Source organism: Haladaptatus sp. R4 (assembly GCF_001625445.1).
In the GTDB taxonomy this organism is placed as follows: domain Archaea; phylum Halobacteriota; class Halobacteria; order Halobacteriales; family Haladaptataceae; genus Haladaptatus.
The window spans coordinates 144,636-161,526 of record NZ_LWHG01000031.1 but is presented as its reverse complement, the minus strand read 5'-3'; the positions used below and the strand labels follow the sequence as shown (position 1 = coordinate 161,526).

Below are 16,891 nucleotides of genomic sequence, written 5' to 3'. Positions count from 1 at the left end.
GCAGTACGTACAAGCCGACAACGGCGAGCGCGATTACCGTCGCGGCGGTCCACGTCGTCCACTCCAACCATCCGCTCAGAGAGAGCAAATTCGACGTTCTGTCGGTGCCGAATAGTTGGTCATCGTTCAACCCGTTATGCCGTTCACGTCTCCGGGACGACTCAATTCCGAGGTCGATGTACGTCTCAAGTCGTTCAATGACTGTCGAACTATTTGCCGGACGATATCCATCCACCCGAAGCCGGGGGTGAGGAGAACAGCAGCGATGTACGGCGCGATAACCATCGCGAGGAATCCCGGTACAAACGCGTACCGCTTTACGAGATACGATGCCGACGGGTTCGAAGGACTGTAATAGACCGTAACTGGTTCCCCGTGGTGATACGTATTTGCGACCTTAGCGATGGGTTTCTCGGTTGCGTAGGCAGTGTAGTGTCCGGGAAACACGCGATTACTGGTATATTTCTTCCCCTGTACGGAGTATGTGTACGTGACGTTCGCCCGGTACTGGGTGTTCCCGATAACGGGCCGCCGTTTGACTGGTGTGTATTTGTCGACCTGAGCCGATTGGATGGTTCCGGTCGTCGATACGGCTGAATGAGCCGCGTTCACTTGGAGGAAAACGACACCTGCACCGCCGACGAACAGTACCCCTGCAACGAGAAGTCCGATGACGAGCGTTCGTTTCCGAGTCATTTGGATTTGGATTTGAATCCCATATCGATGCGAGTAAATCTACTGGTTCCTTCACCGATGTGGGATCTGTGCATGACTTCCGCTCGACATCCTTCATGCCGGTTCGGGCTATCTCTCACACTCAAATCCTCAATCGGAAATTTACTTCATCTCGATCAAGGACCAACGGCGATACCGGGTTAACAGACAGCTACAAATCGAAAACTGGTCAACGACGGTACTGCAAAAAGTACCACTGGACGATGGACTCGGGGACGGAAAAGTCCGCCAAATCATCCGTGGAAAATCTCAAACACCCGGTCAAACCTTCCGAACGGTATCGCGTCACAGTCACGACGGACGACGTAGCGTCGTCCGTCGACACGACTAAACCGATCAATGATGATGAAATTCCGCATGAATGATCCTCATGATCCCACTCGACGCGGGAACTCTTACGGAGGACAACGTGGCTCAGCACAGTAGTTGAATGATGTATTCCTCGCGACACCAAAAAAGCGAGAATCGAGTTAGTTCAGGGTTCGAGCAACACTTTCGTCACGCCTTCTTCACGGCTGTCGAATCGCTCGTACATCTCGGGCGCGTCATCGAGTTCGACGCGGTGTGAGACGACGAAACTCGGGTCGGCGCGGCCCTGAATGATGAGGTCGCGGAGTTGGCGGTTGTACTCCTTGACGTTACACTGTCCGGTCCCGACCTTGAGGCCCTTCTCGAAGAACTTCCCGAAGTCGATGCCGAGACGGCCCTGTGCGGCCATCTCGTCCGGTGCTCCGGGGTCCGAGGGAACGTACAGGCCGGGGACGCCGAGTTGTCCGGTCGCCCGGACGACCTGAATCAGTTGGTTGAGAACCACTGCGGGATTCTCCCGTGCCGGGTCGTAGGCGTCGTCGCCAACGTCGGTGTCGGGGTCCACGGCTTGGTATCCGACCGCGTCAACGCCTTTGTCCACGCCGCCGCCGTGGATGTTCTTGATCTGCTCGACCGGGTCGCTCTCCTCGAAGTTGATGGGCGTCGCATCACAGTGCTTCTCGGCGAGTTCGAGTCGACTGTCGACCCTGTCGACCACGTATATCTCCGCCGCGCCCTTGATCTTCGCGCTGTAGGCGGCCATCAGTCCGACCGGGCCAGCACCGAAGATGGCGACCGATTCGCCGGGTTGGAGGTTCGCCAGTTCGGTCCCGTGCCACCCCGTCGGGAAGATGTCCGCGAGCAGGATGAACGAATCCTCGTGTTCGGTCCCTTCCGGGAGTTTGAGCGCGTTGAAGTCCGCGAACGGCACGCGGAGCCTCTCCGCTTGTCCACCCTTATACGGCCCCATTGCGACGTATCCGTACGCCCCACCGGCGAAGCCGGGATTCACGTTCAGGCAGAACCCCGTATAGCCGTTCTCACAGTTCTTACACACACCACAGGCGACGTTGAACGGGAGGACGACGCGGTCCCCCTCTTCGAGCGTCGTTACGCCGTCGCCCACCTCGTCCACGATACCCATGTTCTCGTGGCCGAAGACGATGCCGGGGTCGGCGTCCGTTCGTCCCTCGTACATGTGGAGGTCCGACCCGCAGATGGCGCTCGTCGTGATGTCGATGACGACATCGTTCGGGTGTTCGATTTCAGGTTCGTCTACTTCTTCGACTTCTACGTCGTGCGGTCCTTGGTATACGACCGCGTCCATTGACATACGTTTCCACCCCAAAGAGGGCACGCCATTCTCACGTATGTCGTTATTCGAATTGATATGGTACCTTCGGCGTGAACAGAGGCCCCAAATCCTTCCTTTCCGCCCGAAAATTATCGAATGGTTGTCCCATCTGCGTGGGAATGGGTGCCGGTACCGAGTAACCACTACGAGGGCGAGCGGTTTGGAAAAGACGCCAGCGATTCCGACGGCCGTACCGTTCGATTACGTTCGGGTTTTGGGACTGCTCTTCCCTTCGTCCAACGCGGACGAGATGGTCCGGCAGAGGTCCATTCTCCGTTCGACTTCCTCGTGGCCCCAGTACCGGACGGTCTCACTTCGCGCTTCGTAGGCCAGGATTCCACAGTCCTCCAACATCGGGAGATGAATGTGGTGAAGCCGAATCAACGCCGTTTCGTCGCTACACCCCTCGTCCGCAAGTAGATCGATAAGTTCGTCCACCGAGGCGATCCCGTTGTTCGAGAGATACTCACAGAGTACACGTCGCTGTTGGTCCGAGAGAATTCGCTCCACGGTTCCGGTGGGGAGCGAACTGTCACACTCCTCTTCCGGATGGTTTCGACTCGTGTCTAAATGGGTGTCGTTTGGTTGCTCCGAGTCGCTCATCATCTCTTACGAACTGTTCTGTCGGTACCAGTCCTTTGCCTCAATACTGAGGTATCGAACTCAGACGATACCTGACTGTCCCGCGAACAGCAGCGTGAGGAACTTCCGCTCGGCCGCTTGGAGGTGTTGATGGAACGTCGGTGAGGAGATGTCCAGCGTTTCGGCCAACTCCTTGCCGGAACTCGCACGGGGATAGTCGAAGTATCCCGCGAGATACGCTGCGTGGAGAATTTCCGCCTGTCGCTCGGTGAGCGTCTCGCTGAGTTCGTGATAAAAGCCGGACGTCGAGTGAAACGGTCGCTCGCGGGACTGCTTCGAGAGCAGGTTCCCTTCGGAGTACACCGACTCGACTGCGTCCAAGAACGGACGGATGCGGGTGTTCCCCGGCACTTCGACGACGATGCTTCCCTCACCGTCCGTTATCGACCCGCGCTGGACGTACGCGCCGCGTTCGATGAGCGCTTGCGCGATCGTCGCCGTACGGTGAAACGCGACCTCCAGCATGGCTTCCTCGTCCCGTTCTTGAACGAGGCGAGCACGTTCGACGACAGATGATTCGGACGCCCGTTCGAGTATCCGCTCCGGCGAAACGCCGCTCGCGGTAACGTAGAAGATGTACGTGCCGTCGCTCGACGGAACCACCCCATCGAGGTCGAGCGAACACTCCAACTCGTCGGACGTCGTGACGAAAAACGACTCCGTGTTCGTGAGCGAGAATTCGAGTTCGACGACACGATCTGAGTAGAGGAGTCGCTTGCTTTCGACCGCGTTGATGGCGTGACCGATGGTTTCCCCCAACTCGCTGAAAACGTCCCGCTCGCGCTCGCCCACGACGGCCGGATCGTCGGTATAGAGGGTCAATACCCCGTACGTGGTCTCCCCATAGACGATCGGAATGTAGGCTGCAGCGTTGTATCCTTGGTCGAGCGCAGCACTCCGAAGGGACGGCGGGAATAAGGGATCCGACTTCACGTCTTCCACGATCTGGAGTTCCCCTGTCCGAAGCGCGAGTGCGGCGGGTCCCTGTCCGCTCTCCGCGGTGTTCTCCGGCATCGCGTCTAGATAGTCGTCGTCGATTCCGGCGGCCGTTTGGACGAACATCCCTTCTTCGGTAGACGACCCCATAGCGATGAACGCACCGTGATAAGCATCCGAAGCGGCCAGTCGCTCGCAGACGGTTCGTTCGATCTCTTCGCGTGACGGTGCGGCCACGAGCGCTTGGTTGATATCCCGAACGATGGCGTTGATCCGGTTCAGCGTCGTCAACTCGTCGCGCTGGCGGGCGACGTCGCGCTCGCGTCCCGCGCGGGTCAAGGCGGCTTCGGTGTTCGCCGCCAGCACACGCATCAGGTCGAAGTCGATTCGGTCGAAATCCCGCGGCGACGGGGACGCCGTGATGAACACTCCGTGTTCGCCTAACGGTGTAATGATGGCGCTTCGCATCGGCGTATCCCGCTGTGCCACGTTCGGCGTCGTCTGGAAGTCGGAGATAACCCGCGGTTCACCCGTCTCGAAGACCGTTCCGACGAGGTTGTCGTCGAGCGCGTACGTCGGCACCGCGTCGTTCAACAACTCCTCGACCGTGTCGGTCAGCACCTCGGGTTCGAGTACGTCCCCGTCTTCCGAATGGAGATAGATACCGGAAGCGGGCAGGTCGAGCACGTCGACGGCAGTTTCCACTGCGTGCTGGCAGATGAGTTTGGGCGACGACGTTCCGAGCATCTCGTGTGTCGTCTCGTGAAGCGAACTGAGGGCTTCTTCACGTCGTTTCCGGTTGCTGATGTCGTGAAAGATCCCCTGTGCGACCCGGCGACCGTTCAGTTCGGTACTGGTCGAGTTGATGTCGATGGGGATTCGATTCCCGTTCGAATCGATCACGGACATGTTGTGATCGTCGGGGATCGATTCGTCGAGTTCGTGTCTTCGACCGAAGAGGTTCTTGTATCGCTCCAACTCCCCTTCCGGATGGAGATCGGACTGGTGCATTCCGACGAGTTCCTCTATCGGTCGGTCGAGGAGTTCGGCGGCCGCTCGGTTCGCTTCCAGGATCTCTCCCGTCTCTACGTCGGCGAGGAAGATCGCGTCGGGTGCGGCCTCGACCAGCGTTCGATACTTCTCGGTCGCGGTTTCGAGTTCGTTCTGCTGACGCTTTCTGTCGGTGATATCGCGCAGTGTCGTGGTAAACAGCGTCCGGTCGTGATATCGGTGCCGACGGAAGGAAAACGACATGGAAAACTCCTCGCCGGTCCGGCGGACTCCGATTCGTTCGAGGCCGGTGTATTCGGTGGACGTGTCGGCATCCTCGACTTGCTCACGGAACTCCGCAAAATACTCTTGGCGGTAGCGTTCCGGAAACAGCATCCGTATCGACTCTCCGAGGAGCGTGTCCACGTCGTAGCCGAACATTCGACCGGCAGCCTCGTTTGCGAACAGGATGGTCCCGTCTCCGGATACCGTCACCACCGCATCGAGCGCGTCTCGACGATATGCTTGAAAAAGGCGGCTTCCTCCCCCGCTTCCGTTTCGACGAGTGAGGTGGTTGCCGAAGCGCTATCGTCCGAACGGAACGGTTCAGACATCGTTGGGCTACGCACGGGTAGAAGGGCTAATAGACTTTTGCTCGAAATCGGACCGATCGGTCGTTGGAATACGCCTACTGATGGGGATATAAATGACTTGTATATACGAGTGAAAGCCACTGGGTGCTGGCTGGACGTTACTCCACATGAACACGCTCGTCGAAGTGGCGGTTCCCGTCGCGGACTTCGCCCTGGAAGAGACGTTCGTATCGGTCCCGGAGGCCCGGTTCGAACTCCTTCCCACGATCTCGTATCGATCCGAAACAGGCCCGCCGCTCATCCGCGTGAAAAGCGACCGAGACGTCGCCGACGTGCTCCGAACGGATCCGACCCTCACTTCGGTGAAAACGATCGTCTCGAACTCGCATTCGACGCTCTTTGCCGTCAACTGGACATCGACGCCGCGGTCCGTCTTCGAGACGATTCTCGAAGACGATGTCGTCATCAGTCAGGTCTCCGGCACGAAACAGCACTGGACGTTTCGGCTCCGAACCACCACCCGAGAGATGGCATCGAGGCTGTATCATCGGTGTACTGACCGTGGTATCTCGATGGAGATTCGGCGGCTTCAGCAACTGGACGGCGTTTCCGGGGAGCAGATCGACTTCAGCGAAGAGCAGTTGGAAGTGTTGCAACTGGCGTTCGAGCACGGTTACTACGACATTCCACGCGGGATCACGGTCGGCGAACTGGCCGACAGAATCGGGGTTTCACACCAGGCAGTGTCGGAGCGGATCCGACGTGCACACGACCAACTCATCGGGAATTCGATCCCGATCTAACGTCTCGACCGACCGATTTCCGGCTCTGTCGTGATCTCCGGACCGACCGCGAGCGCCCCACGGACTAACGTGTCGTGGGCGCGCCGAAGCCGCTCCGACACCGCCTGTTGGCTGATGCCGAGTTCGTCCGCGAGGTCGGCCATCGAACTGGTACGTGGAACGTCGAAATACCCGCGTTTCGTGGCGAGGGCCAACACCGCATACTGTTCTTTCGTCAAACCGAACTGACCGTGCGGAAAATCGGTGAGCGGGTAGATGCGGTCGATCGTCATCGTCAGTTCCCGCTCCTTGCAATGGTCGTGCGTGCGTGAGAACGCGTCCCTGTCCGGAAACAGCGCCCGCATCTTCCAGCGCTCGTTCGTCCCGTTGGCGTTGAGGATCGCACCGTCTTCTTCAACGAGGATTTGAATCATGACTTCGATGGCGTCGATCCAGTCCATCCGATACAGGCTCGTCCCGTCGAACGTGGACACCAGTTCCAGGTTCTCCGTGCTCGGGTCGGTGGCGAGCGCCTCGTCGACGGTTTCCATATCGTTGTTCGACACCCAGAGGTACGGAAACGCGCGGTCTACGTCGTGTGCCACCAATCGGATGATTTCGAACGTGGCGGATGGAACCGCACGGAACGTCTCGGCGAGGACGAACTCGTCCGTCGGTAGGGTGAATTCAACGATCGTACTCATTCAAACATGCTCCCTGAATGCGACACTCTCCGTCACCGATTACGGGTTTGCAGTCAACTACCATCTACTATTGGGCTCCGGTTGAACCCATTTATGAACATTCGTATCGCTCGATTCGTTCGACGACGTCGTGGAGCAACCGTTTGTTCACGATGTCCACGTTCTCCGAGAGCCACACGCGCGGGTCCCCGGCGAGGTCGTAATCGACGATCCCGAGAAAGCCGAGGTTCGGGAGATGTACGCGAACTATCCGTTCACGGACCGATTCGGTATCGCCGTCAACCGCCGCCGCGACCATTTGGGTGATTTCCGTCAGCGGGACCGTCGTTTTCTCCTTTCGGAAGAGCGCGTAGATGATGAGACGTGGTTCCTCGTCCGCGAGAACCGAGAGAAGTCGAGTGACGGAGTCCGTGGTATCGACGACGAGCGAGGTAGTTCGATAGGGCTCTTCGTCCTCGCCAGGAGGTGGTTCCGATGACGGGGGTGACGACTCAGAGGGATTCATTCACACGGATTACCATCAGTATCGGCATTCTTTCTCTGGTTTCGTTTTCACCCTCTTTTAGAGGGGGCGGCTCTCCACGCACAATCCCCGTGCGAGAGTAACCGCAAGGAATCCGACGGCGACATGACCGCGGATATGAATAACGATTATACGTGCAGTCTACGACATACGTCGTGATGACTGGTCACAATCTGCACGATTATGACAGCGAGCGGGAAACGTTCGAGTGGGACGACATCTATGCGGACGCCGACTGGAACGCGCCCGAACGGTTGAACATCGCGCACGAGGTTTGTGACCGCCACGCGAACGACCGGGGGAAGGTCGCGCTGTACTACGCGGGCAAGAACGGGGAGCGCGAAACGCTCACGTTCTGGCAACTCGCGGAGCGATCGAACCGTTTCGCGAACGTCCTCTCGGAGCACATCGATTCGGGCGACCGCGTGTTCTCCTACCTGCCGCGGATTCCGGAGCACTACGTCGCACTCATCGGGACGCTCAAGGCGGGCGGCGTCTGGGGCGGCATCAACGAACGGTTCGGTCCGGACGGCATCGCCTATCGGTTGGACGACTGCGATGCGAAGGTGGTCATCACCACGCCGGAAAACAGGGACACGATGGACAAGGCGCTCGAAGACGCGCCGTCGGTCGAACACGTCATCGTCATCGGCGAGCAGCGAACCGGGACGCAACGGGACGACATCGATTACCACTCCGCGATGGCGGACGCGAGCAAGGAGTTCGAGACGGCCGAGACGGGCGGCGAGGACAACGCGTTGCTCTACTACACGAGCGGCACGACGGGACTGGCGAAGGGCGTTCTCCACAAACACCGTTGGGTCGCGGGCGTCGCCGCGACACAGAAGTTCGCCGTCGATTTGCAACCCGGGGACTGCTACTGGTCCACGGGCGACTTGGGGTGGCTGACCGGGCCCATCAACACGCTCGGCGCGTGGTTCTGGGGGGCGACCCAGTTCACCTACGAGGGAGAGTTCGACCCCGAAGCGTGGGCGGACCTGCTGGACGAGTTCCCCATCTCGGTGCTGTTCAGCGTCCCGACGGCCTACCGCATGCTCCGCGAGAACGAGTCCATGCTGGAGGGCGTGGACCTCGACCTCCGTCACGCGCTCTCCATCGGCGAACCGCTGTCGGCGGGCGTGGTCACGTGGGGCGAGGACACGCTCGGCGTCACTATCCACGACACCTACGGCCAGACCGAGACGGGCAACATGATCATCAACAACTACCCGACGATGGAGGTTCGACCGGGGAGCATGGGGAAACCGTTACCGGGCATCGAGGCCGCCGTCGTGGACCCGGAGACCGGCGAACCGCTGGAACCCGGCGAGACGGGAGAAATCGCCGAACGCGGGAACTACCCGTGTTTCTTCGCGGAGTACTGGAACAAGCCCGATAAAACTGCGAATTGCTTCGTCAATGACTGGTACCTCTCCGGCGACCTCGGTCATCTGGACGAGGACGGCTACTTCTGGTTCGAGGGACGCGCCGACGACGTCATCCTGAGCGCGGGCTACCGCATCGGCCCCTTCGAGGTCGAGAGTTCGCTCGGCGAACACCCCGCCGTCGCGGAGGCCGCGGTTGTTCCTAAACCCCACCGCGAACGCGGCAACATCGTCAAGGCCTACGTCGTCCCGAGCGCGAGCGCGGACCCGTCGGACGAACTCGTCGAGGACATTCAGAACCACGTCAAACAGGAACTGTCCGCCCACGAGTATCCCAGGGAGGTCGAGTTCGTGGACGAACTGCCGAAAACGGTGACCGGAAAGATTCGCCGGACGGAACTGCGCGACCGGACCGAGGATTAGTTCTTCGGGACGAATCGGGCGACGACCAACACGTTGTCGTCGTCCCACCCGCCGATATACACTGCACCGTCGGCGACGGCCAGGCCGCCTTGGAATATCATACCGGATCCCTCGTCTCGCCACACGCGTTCGCCCGTCTGGGGATTCAACACGCCGAGCGCGTCTCTGTTGCTGAAAGACCCGGTTGGAAGGTAAATCCCGTCCGAACTCGCGGCGATGGTTTCCATGTATCCAAAGTCGCTCTCGTCCGACGACCAGCATTCGGTCCCCGTTTCCGCCGTAAACGCCTGCAGTGTCGAGGTGTCACTCCGTCCGCTCCCCACGTAAACGTGCCCGCCGTCCAGGGCGATGGTTTCGACGCTTCCGACCCGACGTTTCCAGCGTTTTTTCCCCGTCTTCGCATTGAGGGCGTACACGTTCCCGTCTTCCGACCCGGCGTAGACGACGCCATCAGCGACTGGGGTGTCACAGGAGACGCTGTCGTCGGTTTTGTACCGCCATTGACGCTCGCCAGTGGCGGCGTCCAGCGCGTAGACGTAGGTATCGTCGCTCCCGACGTACACGACGCCGTCGGCGATTGCGGGACATCCCTCGGTTTCGAGTCCCGTGGAGAACTCCCACCGTCGCTTCCCCGTCTTCACGTCGAATGCGGAGAGGAATAGCCCTCCGTAGACGAACACCGTATCCTCGGTCACCTGTATCTCGGTCGAGAAAATGCCCGGTTCGGCGGTCAATTCGGTCGACCACACCGTCCCACCGTCTCTCGTATCGAGCGCACGAAGCGACTGGTCGCTCACGATGAACAGCCGATTTCCGGCGACCGCCACCCGCGAATCCACCGGAACGGTCACTCGCCAGCGATGCTCCCCCGTCTCCGCGTCCACGGCGTGAACGTCGTCGTCGTAGTTGGTCGCGTAGACGGTTCCGTTCGCGACGACGGGTTCCGGGGCGGCCATGTGTTCGCCCGTCGTGAACGTCCAATCGAGTTCCAATGGTGGCGTCGGAACGCCTTCGGAGGGCACCGACCGCGTGTTTCTCGGTCCACCAGATACGCTCGGCCATCCCGGCGTTCCGGGGGTTACGTCCGGGTCGATGGCACACTCGGCCGGTGGCTTCGATTTCTTCCCCTTCGAGTCGTCCATCAGACCGGAGCAACCAGCACCGAGGGCAATTCCTCCCGCCGCGAGGAACGCGCGGCGCTTCATTCGCTTCCCTCCGTTGCCCGGATGACGCTCCCGTATTCCGTCGCCATGAACACCGTCTCACCTGCGATTGCGGGACCTTCGAGGGTCGCGTTTTGGTCGATGTGGGAGGCGAAGTATTCGCTGTCCTCCTGATTCCCGAGGTCGCCCCACAACTTCTCGCCGGACGACGAATCGAGCGCGCCAGCGCCGATGTACACCGTTTCGTCGGTAACTGCCGGTGCGCTCACCATCGGTGCACGATGGGACCCCATGCTCGAAATGGGTGCCCGGTTCACGAAGCGCCACTGTTCGGTCCCGTCCTCAGCGGAGAGGGCGTACACATTCTTCGCGCCGATGTAGACGGTTCCGTCGTGGACCGCCGGTGCGCTCACGCTTCGCCTGTAGCCGAACGTGAACTGCCATTGTTTCGATCCGTCCGACGAGTCCACGGCGTGGAGCGCAGAGTCGGAGACGAAAACCGTCCCGTCCGCGACGACGGGCGCACGCGGCGGTCTGTAAGTGTAGCCGTCCCGCGCGTACTCGTACCGCCAGCGTTCGCTGCCATCGTCGCGGGAGAGCGCAAGCAAGTTGGTGCGGTCGATAACCGACTTACCGTGCTGTCCGATACCCGTGGTGACGTAGACGGTGTCGTCCGTGACGGCCGGTTTGGCGCGTATCTCCCACGTTTTGTCGGAGAGGAACGACCCCAGCGAGTCGAGCGTTCTCTGTCCGTACCGCCACCGAAGTTTCCCGTCAGTCCGCCTGAAGGCGTGAACCGACCCGTGTCCGTCGCCGACGTAGACGTGGTCGCCAGCGACGGCCGGTGTCCCGACCGGTGCGCTCGTCGTGGTTCGCCATCGAACCGAACCGGACGCGGTGTCGAACGCGGTCAGCGCGCGGTCGTTCGAACCGACGATAACGAGTCCGTCGGCGACGGCCGGTGTTCCCGACCCTCCTTTCGGGAGGGTCGCGGACCACTGAATCTTCCCCCTCGCTGCGTCGAGGGCGAGAACGACACCGTTCTCGTCAGCGCTGTGTCCGCCGGGGAGTCCCGTGGCGACGAACAGCGTCCCGTTCGCGACGACCGGACTGCTCGTCGTTCTGTATCGAACGGAGTCCTCGCTCACCTGCCACTCCTCCATGTCCCACAGTTGCCACTCTTCCATCGTGGGGTCGGTTCGCGGTGCGCTCTTCGAGCGGGTGTAGCCCGTGTTCGTCGGCGTCCCGTGGGCGACCGGCCACTCGTCCGATGGCCAATCGAGCGCCGCGGTCGCGGGTGTCGAACTGGAGGAAGCACACCCGGAAATGGCGGTCACTCCACCGGCACCGAGACCGGCGAGGAACTGCCGCCGAGTCGGACGCTGGAAGGGCATGTCAGTTGTGCCGATTATTACGGCCCCTATATGAGCTTTCTGTGCGCCACCTCGTCCCTCTGATAAATTGATCGCCGCCAGTAGCTTGATACTCCTGTCAACCGATGACCCTTTTCATCCGACCCATGTCACAGAACAGACGCCCGATTTACATCGGCACGGAACCGGATGACGCGACGTGTGAACGCCACGGACAGATGGAGCGACAAGCGCCGGTCGTCACCTTCGACGGCCACATTCACGCCCTCACGAAACCCGTCTCCGTCTGTAACTGTCCGGAGTGCTGTCTCGAAATCGCCCGCGAGAGCGGCGGTCCCAGCCAAACCGAACAGGACGCCTTCGAGTCGTGTTGGCATCAGTTGGTGGACGCGGAGTGGCGAAACGGTCTCCAACGGCTGTTCATCGACCTCGGACGCGGCGCGGTCGAGGACGACACCATCCACATCCACGAGAAATTGGACGACGAGGAAATCCCGAACTACCTGCGCGATTCCGAGGAGTGGACCGTCCAGACGATGGGAAATTCGAGCGCGGAGTGAACGTCGCGGCGAGAGCGCCGATTCCACCCGATACACTGAAGCAGAGAGCGATTGTCCGGATTCTGTGGTTCGTTTTCGCGGTACGGAGAAAGCGACCAATCGGAGATTCGCCATGACACCGCTGTCCCTCGACTCGCCCCGACCCGTTCCGTTGCTTCCCATCCCGGGAGCCAGGGTCCTGCAATCGACGTTTCTACTGGTGGTTCTCGTCTTCGCCGTGTGGGTTCTCTGGCGAATCGCCCCCAGATTGAAGCGTCGAACCGACCCACGCGCGGTGGACGTCTTTCTCCTCGTCGTGAGCGGCATCGTCGCGCTCCTCATCGGCCAGTATGCGTTGTCGCTCTGGCCGAGCGCGCGACCGAACGCGCCGAACGTCGACCTACGGTCCACCGGTATCCGCGTCCTCATCACGGTCGGCGTCGTCGCGGCGGCCTACATCGGATCGGGCATGCTCGTCCGGGCCGTGGATCGATTTACCACGGAAACCGGCCAACTCACGGGACATCAGGGCGAGGTCTTCTCCCGCCTCACCGAGGTCGGCGTGTACCTCCTCGCCGCGCTGTTGTTGCTGAGCGTCTGGCGGGTGGACGTCCGTGCGTTCCTCATCGGTGCGGGGTTCCTCGGCATCATCATCGGCCTCGCCGCGAACGAAACGCTGAGTGCCCTCATCGCCGGGTTCACGCTCATGTTCTCGCGGCCGTTCGAGATAGGGGACTGGATTCAGGTGCCGCTGGAAGACGGGACGAGGACCGACGGCATCGTCACCGACATCACGCTGTTTTCGACGCGAATCGAGACGTTTTCGGGGAAGTACGTGATCCTCCCGAACGACCTCGTCGGGTCGAACACGCTCGTCAACTACAACCGAAAGGGACGGCTCAGGTTGGAGGTCGAAGTCGGCATCGACTACGGTTCGGACCCGAATCGCGCCATCGACATCGCGAAGGAGACGATGGAGAACTCACGGGTGGTGTTGAACGTCCCGCAACCGGACGCCGTGCTGACGGGGTTCGGGGAGTCGGCGGTCCTGCTCGAACTCCGGTTCTGGATCGACCGACCGAGCAGTCGTCGCCGATGGCGCGCGACGACCGATGTCATCGCGTCGGTGAAGACGGCGTTCGACCGCGAAGGGATCAAAATCCCCGTCCCGCAGCGGGAAATCGCCGGACGAGAGGACACCGACGGGTTTCGAATCGCGAGCGAACGGCGCGACCGACGCGGCCGGTCGGAACGCTCGGAGCGCTCGGAACGCTCGGAGCGCTCGGAACGCTCCGAGTGACCGTTAGCCGGTCAGTTCGGGGAAAAATCGACCGTGGAAGTCGAACGGAATCGGGTGCGGGACGCTGCCCGCGCGAGTTCGGCGAGCGACTCGCCGTCCACGACGATCAGCGACGACCGTTCGGTTTCGGGGTCGAGCGAGGGCGTCAGGATGACGCCATCGTCCGTCCGCTCGCCGTCCGGGTTGGGAACGAAAATCGGTTCGCCGAGATAACTCCCCTCGTCCGCGAACTCCACCGCCCGGTGCGTCTCGGTGTCTATCTTCGCGATAGCCTCGGGCCACGTCGTCATCTGTGGGTCGGGCGATTGCGCGTAGACGTATCGGTGTTTTCGACACCAGCGGTCGGGCGACGTCGTCGGGAGCGCCGTCCCGTCGTACATCCGCTCGCGCTCGACGGATTCCGATTTGGGATCGACACGAAATCGCTCCAACCGGCCGCTCAACCCGCCGAAATTACCGTCTCGAAGATTGTCGAGGTACAACACCTCGATGGCGGTCGCATCCGGCACGGTTTCGAGGTCGAGGACGATTTCGCCGTCGTCCTCGTAGGCGTTGGCGTGATGGAAACCGAAAAACGCCTCCGTCCGCGGTGCAGCGACGACGGCCCCGCGTCGGCGGTCGATGACGAAAAAGCGCGTGCCGCGTTCCGGTTTCCACGTGAAATTCTCGATGAACGGACCCTGTGCGCCCGGCTTGATGAAGTCGAGCGGGTTCACCACGAACGGGAACTCGGTGAGGACGACGTAGTTCGGCGTCAGCGCGAAACTGTGCATGTACGCCGGTTCGTCCACGGGAATCGAGCAGATGTGCTCGCGGTCGGTCGCCGAGGGTATCGAGTGGACGTGATAGTGGCAGTTCCGTCCGAACGAGGTCTCGAAGTTCACGAGTTCGTCCGTTATCGGGTCGCGTTTCAGGTGGGCACAGGCGAGGTTTCCGGCGGGTTCCGGCCCGTCATACTGGACGTGACCGAGCGTTTCGAGCGTGTCCGGGTCGAACGCGACCCAGCGCGGCAGTTCCGTCAGTGCGAGATAGTCGTCACCGATCCGTTCGGCGATGATGTTCGCGTTGTCGTACGGTTTCTCGAAGAGAAACGCCCTCAGGCGGTCGCGGAGCGTCGTGTTCCCCGTCGCAAACCCGCTCTCGAAGTTTCCGTTTCGGGCGGATCGGTAGGCGTCGCTGCGGACGAATCGGTTTCGGTAGGTGACGCCGTCGCCGAAGGTGAACGCGTGGAGCATCGCCAACCCGTCGAACCAGTGATCCACCGACGACCCGGCCATCTCGAACGCGCCGGGACCGTTTCGAATCAGCGTGCCCGAGAGCCAGTCCGGCACGGTTCCGGTGACGCAACAATCGTGGTCGATCTCGTCGGTCAACGAGCGAAAGCCGATGGAGGACCGGGCAGTCATTTCGTGAGACGAGGAACCGACGAATCGTAACTGTTCGGCCCGATCAACCCAGTTCGTCCAGACAGTTTCCGCAGTAGTCGGCGTACTCGGGATTCACCGCACCGCACTGTCCACATCGTACTTGTCCTCCGGCCGTCGAACTGGTCGTTCGGGACCGTTGTACGCCACCGTATCCGAACATGGCGGCCGTTATCGGCGATTCGGGTATCGGTCCGAAATCGCCGTTCATCGTCCGGTTGACGAGGTCGCCGTCGCGGAGTGCCATCATCCCCCGCCACAGACCGAGAAACAGTACCGTCGGCGCGACGACGAGAACGCCGGCCACGAACACTCGGAACAGGGTTTCGAGGCTCATGAGACCTACTGGCACCACATCGACTTAGCTCTGTATTCGACGGTTTGTCGGGGACAGGACCCAGCGGAGACAGTTCAACCGCCGAGTATATTTTGTGTGGTGACGTATCGAGTAGCTACTCTGGGATGGTGGGTGGTCGTTTTCGCTCCGCACGGTGGTGGTACATCGTCGCCGCAGTCCTCGCCGTCGGAACTGCCGGAACGTATCAGTTCTCGTGGCCAGCGATTCGCGGCGCGTTAGGAGCACACGCCTCGGCCTCCGGGACGGAACTCGGGGCGATATTCTCGGTGTTGGTGGTCGCGGAGACGCTCACCGCGTTCCCCGCCGGATGGATCCGTGATCGTTACGGCCCTCGACTCCCGTTCTTCGTGGCCGCGGCCCTGCTGTTCGGCGGGTTCGTCGGTGCCAGTTTCGTCCCGTCGCTCCCCGCGCTCTACCTCTGGTTCGCGCTCGGCGGGGCGGGTATGGGCATCGCCTACGATGTCGCGATAAACACCCCCTCGCGTTGGTTCGTCTCGCGCCGCGGGATGGCGACGGGTGCGGTGAGCATGGCGTTCAGCGGAACGAGCTTTCTGCTCATCCCGTTCATCAAGAGCGCCGTCGAAACCTCTTTCTCCCCGACCCTGTTCGTTTTGGGCGTCGCCGCGGGCGTCGCGGGTGTGGTCGCCGGACTCGTCATCCACGATCCCGAGGAGGAGTGGGACGACGATTCGGAAGACGGCAGTTCGGACACGGTCGCCGATTCGGAAGACGACGGGTCTGACACGAACGACGATCCGGCGGCCGCTGATTCGGCCGCCGGATCGAACGTCACGTGGCGGACGATGATTCGAACGCGTCGGTTTTGGTTGTTGTACGTCCTCTTCGCCGTCGTCAACGGCGTCGGTCTCGTGCTCATCGAGAAGGTCATCGTGTACGCGACTCACCTCGGCCTCTCCGTGACGGCCGCGACGGCGGCGGCGTCCATGGTCGCGTTGGGGCAGGCGACCGGCGTCATCGTCATCGGAACCGCGTCCGACCGCTTGGGACGGGAACGGACCCTCGCCGGTTCGGTGGTCTGTTGTGGTATCGCGCTCACGGCGCTGGTCGTCTCGGGCGGGATGGGATTACAGTGGATGTTCGTCGCGCTCGCGTGGTTGACGATGTTCTTCAGAGCGCCCTCGTTTTCCATCCTCCCGGGACTCGTCGGCGAGTACTACGGCGAGGAGTTCTCCTCGGAAAACTATGCCGTGATGCTCACGGCGAAGTTGTGGGGCGGCATCTACGGCGGGTTGGTTGCCAGCCTCCTCGTGATTCGGATCGGTTGGTCGCCGACCTTCCTGTTGAGTGCGGGATTGGCGTTCGTCGCGGGGGCCGTCGCGCTCGTGTTCCTCCGGTGA

General features: G+C 61.3%; 16 protein-coding genes. 5 read left to right on the top strand and 11 right to left on the bottom strand.

Annotated elements, in window-relative coordinates; all coding sequences use genetic code 11:
- Positions 1-126: 126 nt before the first annotated feature.
- The 5 genes from A4G99_RS21490 to A4G99_RS29010 all read right to left on the bottom strand — a co-directional run bounded on the left by A4G99_RS21490 (position 127) and on the right by A4G99_RS29010 (position 5,580).
- Positions 127-696 carry a DUF3592 domain-containing protein gene (locus tag A4G99_RS21490; RefSeq protein ID WP_066148178.1) on the bottom strand — a complete coding sequence of 190 codons (570 nt, stop codon included), beginning with the start codon at positions 694-696 and terminating at the stop codon, positions 127-129.
- 514 nt (positions 697-1,210) lie between these two features.
- Positions 1,211-2,371, bottom strand: coding sequence for a glutathione-independent formaldehyde dehydrogenase (locus A4G99_RS21485; RefSeq protein ID WP_066148175.1), 1,161 nt, complete (start codon positions 2,369-2,371; stop codon positions 1,211-1,213).
- Between the two features lie 228 nt (positions 2,372-2,599).
- On the bottom strand, positions 2,600-3,001 hold the full coding sequence (locus A4G99_RS21480; protein WP_223302102.1) for a hypothetical protein: 402 nt from the start codon (positions 2,999-3,001) through the stop codon (positions 2,600-2,602).
- A gap of 60 nt (positions 3,002-3,061) precedes the next feature.
- Positions 3,062-5,461, bottom strand: a complete 2,400-nt coding sequence (locus A4G99_RS21475) for a bacterio-opsin activator domain-containing protein (protein ID WP_255359164.1) — start codon at positions 5,459-5,461, stop codon at positions 3,062-3,064.
- Positions 5,458-5,580, bottom strand: coding sequence for a hypothetical protein (locus tag A4G99_RS29010; RefSeq protein WP_255359163.1), 123 nt, complete (start codon positions 5,578-5,580; stop codon positions 5,458-5,460). Before A4G99_RS29010 ends, A4G99_RS21475 begins: the two co-directional genes overlap by 4 nt.
- Before the next feature lie 146 nt (positions 5,581-5,726).
- On the opposite strand from A4G99_RS29010, the gene A4G99_RS21470 reads away from it, so the two are divergent.
- Entirely contained in the window at positions 5,727-6,362 is a 636-nt protein-coding gene (locus A4G99_RS21470) for a helix-turn-helix domain-containing protein (RefSeq protein WP_066148169.1), read from the top strand.
- Here A4G99_RS21470 and A4G99_RS21465 read toward each other — a convergent pair.
- Together A4G99_RS21465 and A4G99_RS21460 are read right to left on the bottom strand one after the other, a co-directional pair.
- Complete coding sequence (locus tag A4G99_RS21465; protein ID WP_066148166.1) at positions 6,359-7,045, bottom strand: helix-turn-helix domain-containing protein; 687 nt, start codon at positions 7,043-7,045, stop codon at positions 6,359-6,361. The genes A4G99_RS21470 and A4G99_RS21465 overlap by 4 nt on opposite strands.
- A gap of 91 nt (positions 7,046-7,136) precedes the next feature.
- Positions 7,137-7,550 (bottom strand): hypothetical protein, encoded by a 414-nt coding sequence (locus tag A4G99_RS21460; protein WP_066148163.1) that lies wholly within the window; start codon positions 7,548-7,550, stop codon positions 7,137-7,139.
- Positions 7,551-7,726: 176 nt separating this feature from the next.
- Between A4G99_RS21460 and A4G99_RS21455 the strand changes: the two genes are divergently transcribed.
- The gene (locus A4G99_RS21455) at positions 7,727-9,376 is read left to right on the top strand and encodes an acyl-CoA synthetase (protein ID WP_066148160.1); all 1,650 of its coding nucleotides are present in this window, start codon (positions 7,727-7,729) and stop codon (positions 9,374-9,376) included.
- On the opposite strand, the gene A4G99_RS21450 is transcribed toward A4G99_RS21455, so the two are convergent.
- Together A4G99_RS21450 and A4G99_RS21445 are read right to left on the bottom strand one after the other, a co-directional pair.
- Positions 9,373-10,581, bottom strand: coding sequence for a PQQ-binding-like beta-propeller repeat protein (locus tag A4G99_RS21450; protein ID WP_066148157.1), 1,209 nt, complete (start codon positions 10,579-10,581; stop codon positions 9,373-9,375). The genes A4G99_RS21455 and A4G99_RS21450 overlap by 4 nt on opposite strands.
- Positions 10,578-11,933 (bottom strand): PQQ-binding-like beta-propeller repeat protein, encoded by a 1,356-nt coding sequence (locus tag A4G99_RS21445; protein WP_066148154.1) that lies wholly within the window; start codon positions 11,931-11,933, stop codon positions 10,578-10,580. Before A4G99_RS21445 ends, A4G99_RS21450 begins: the two co-directional genes overlap by 4 nt.
- Before the next feature lie 125 nt (positions 11,934-12,058).
- Between A4G99_RS21445 and A4G99_RS21440 the strand changes: the two genes are divergently transcribed.
- The gene (locus A4G99_RS21440; RefSeq protein ID WP_066148151.1) at positions 12,059-12,472 is read left to right on the top strand and encodes a hypothetical protein; all 414 of its coding nucleotides are present in this window, start codon (positions 12,059-12,061) and stop codon (positions 12,470-12,472) included.
- Between the two features lie 112 nt (positions 12,473-12,584).
- Positions 12,585-13,751, top strand: coding sequence for a mechanosensitive ion channel family protein (locus A4G99_RS21435; RefSeq protein WP_066148317.1), 1,167 nt, complete (start codon positions 12,585-12,587; stop codon positions 13,749-13,751).
- An 11-nt stretch (positions 13,752-13,762) separates the two neighbouring features.
- Here the strand turns inward: A4G99_RS21435 and A4G99_RS21430 are convergent, their stop codons facing one another.
- A complete protein-coding gene (locus tag A4G99_RS21430; protein ID WP_342764533.1) occupies positions 13,763-15,157 on the bottom strand; it encodes a carotenoid oxygenase family protein in 1,395 nt (464 codons plus the stop codon).
- Between the two features lie 43 nt (positions 15,158-15,200).
- Entirely contained in the window at positions 15,201-15,512 is a 312-nt protein-coding gene (locus tag A4G99_RS21425; protein ID WP_066148148.1) for a hypothetical protein, read from the bottom strand.
- A 125-nt stretch (positions 15,513-15,637) separates the two neighbouring features.
- On the opposite strand from A4G99_RS21425, the gene A4G99_RS21420 reads away from it, so the two are divergent.
- Positions 15,638-16,891 carry an MFS transporter gene (locus A4G99_RS21420; protein ID WP_066148145.1) on the top strand — a complete coding sequence of 418 codons (1,254 nt, stop codon included), beginning with the start codon at positions 15,638-15,640 and terminating at the stop codon, positions 16,889-16,891.

Bases quoted from the DNA above. Each gene is read 5' to 3' on its own strand.
- A4G99_RS21490 (WP_066148178.1), bottom strand. From the start codon at position 696: ATGACTCGGAAACGAACGCTCGTCATCGGACTTCTCGTTGCAGGGGTA.
- A4G99_RS21485 (WP_066148175.1), bottom strand. From the start codon at position 2,371: ATGGACGCGGTCGTATACCAAGGACCGCACGACGTAGAAGTCGAAGAA.
- A4G99_RS21480 (WP_223302102.1), bottom strand. From the start codon at position 3,001: ATGAGCGACTCGGAGCAACCAAACGACACCCATTTAGACACGAGTCGA.
- A4G99_RS29010 (WP_255359163.1), bottom strand. From the start codon at position 5,580: ATGTCTGAACCGTTCCGTTCGGACGATAGCGCTTCGGCAACCACCTCA.
- A4G99_RS21470 (WP_066148169.1), top strand. From the start codon at position 5,727: ATGAACACGCTCGTCGAAGTGGCGGTTCCCGTCGCGGACTTCGCCCTG.
- A4G99_RS21465 (WP_066148166.1), bottom strand. From the start codon at position 7,045: ATGAGTACGATCGTTGAATTCACCCTACCGACGGACGAGTTCGTCCTC.
- A4G99_RS21460 (WP_066148163.1), bottom strand. From the start codon at position 7,550: ATGAATCCCTCTGAGTCGTCACCCCCGTCATCGGAACCACCTCCTGGC.
- A4G99_RS21455 (WP_066148160.1), top strand. From the start codon at position 7,727: ATGACTGGTCACAATCTGCACGATTATGACAGCGAGCGGGAAACGTTC.
- A4G99_RS21450 (WP_066148157.1), bottom strand. From the start codon at position 10,581: ATGAAGCGCCGCGCGTTCCTCGCGGCGGGAGGAATTGCCCTCGGTGCT.
- A4G99_RS21445 (WP_066148154.1), bottom strand. From the start codon at position 11,933: ATGCCCTTCCAGCGTCCGACTCGGCGGCAGTTCCTCGCCGGTCTCGGT.
- A4G99_RS21440 (WP_066148151.1), top strand. From the start codon at position 12,059: ATGTCACAGAACAGACGCCCGATTTACATCGGCACGGAACCGGATGAC.
- A4G99_RS21435 (WP_066148317.1), top strand. From the start codon at position 12,585: ATGACACCGCTGTCCCTCGACTCGCCCCGACCCGTTCCGTTGCTTCCC.
- A4G99_RS21430 (WP_342764533.1), bottom strand. From the start codon at position 15,157: ATGACTGCCCGGTCCTCCATCGGCTTTCGCTCGTTGACCGACGAGATC.
- A4G99_RS21425 (WP_066148148.1), bottom strand. From the start codon at position 15,512: ATGAGCCTCGAAACCCTGTTCCGAGTGTTCGTGGCCGGCGTTCTCGTC.
- A4G99_RS21420 (WP_066148145.1), top strand. From the start codon at position 15,638: ATGGTGGGTGGTCGTTTTCGCTCCGCACGGTGGTGGTACATCGTCGCC.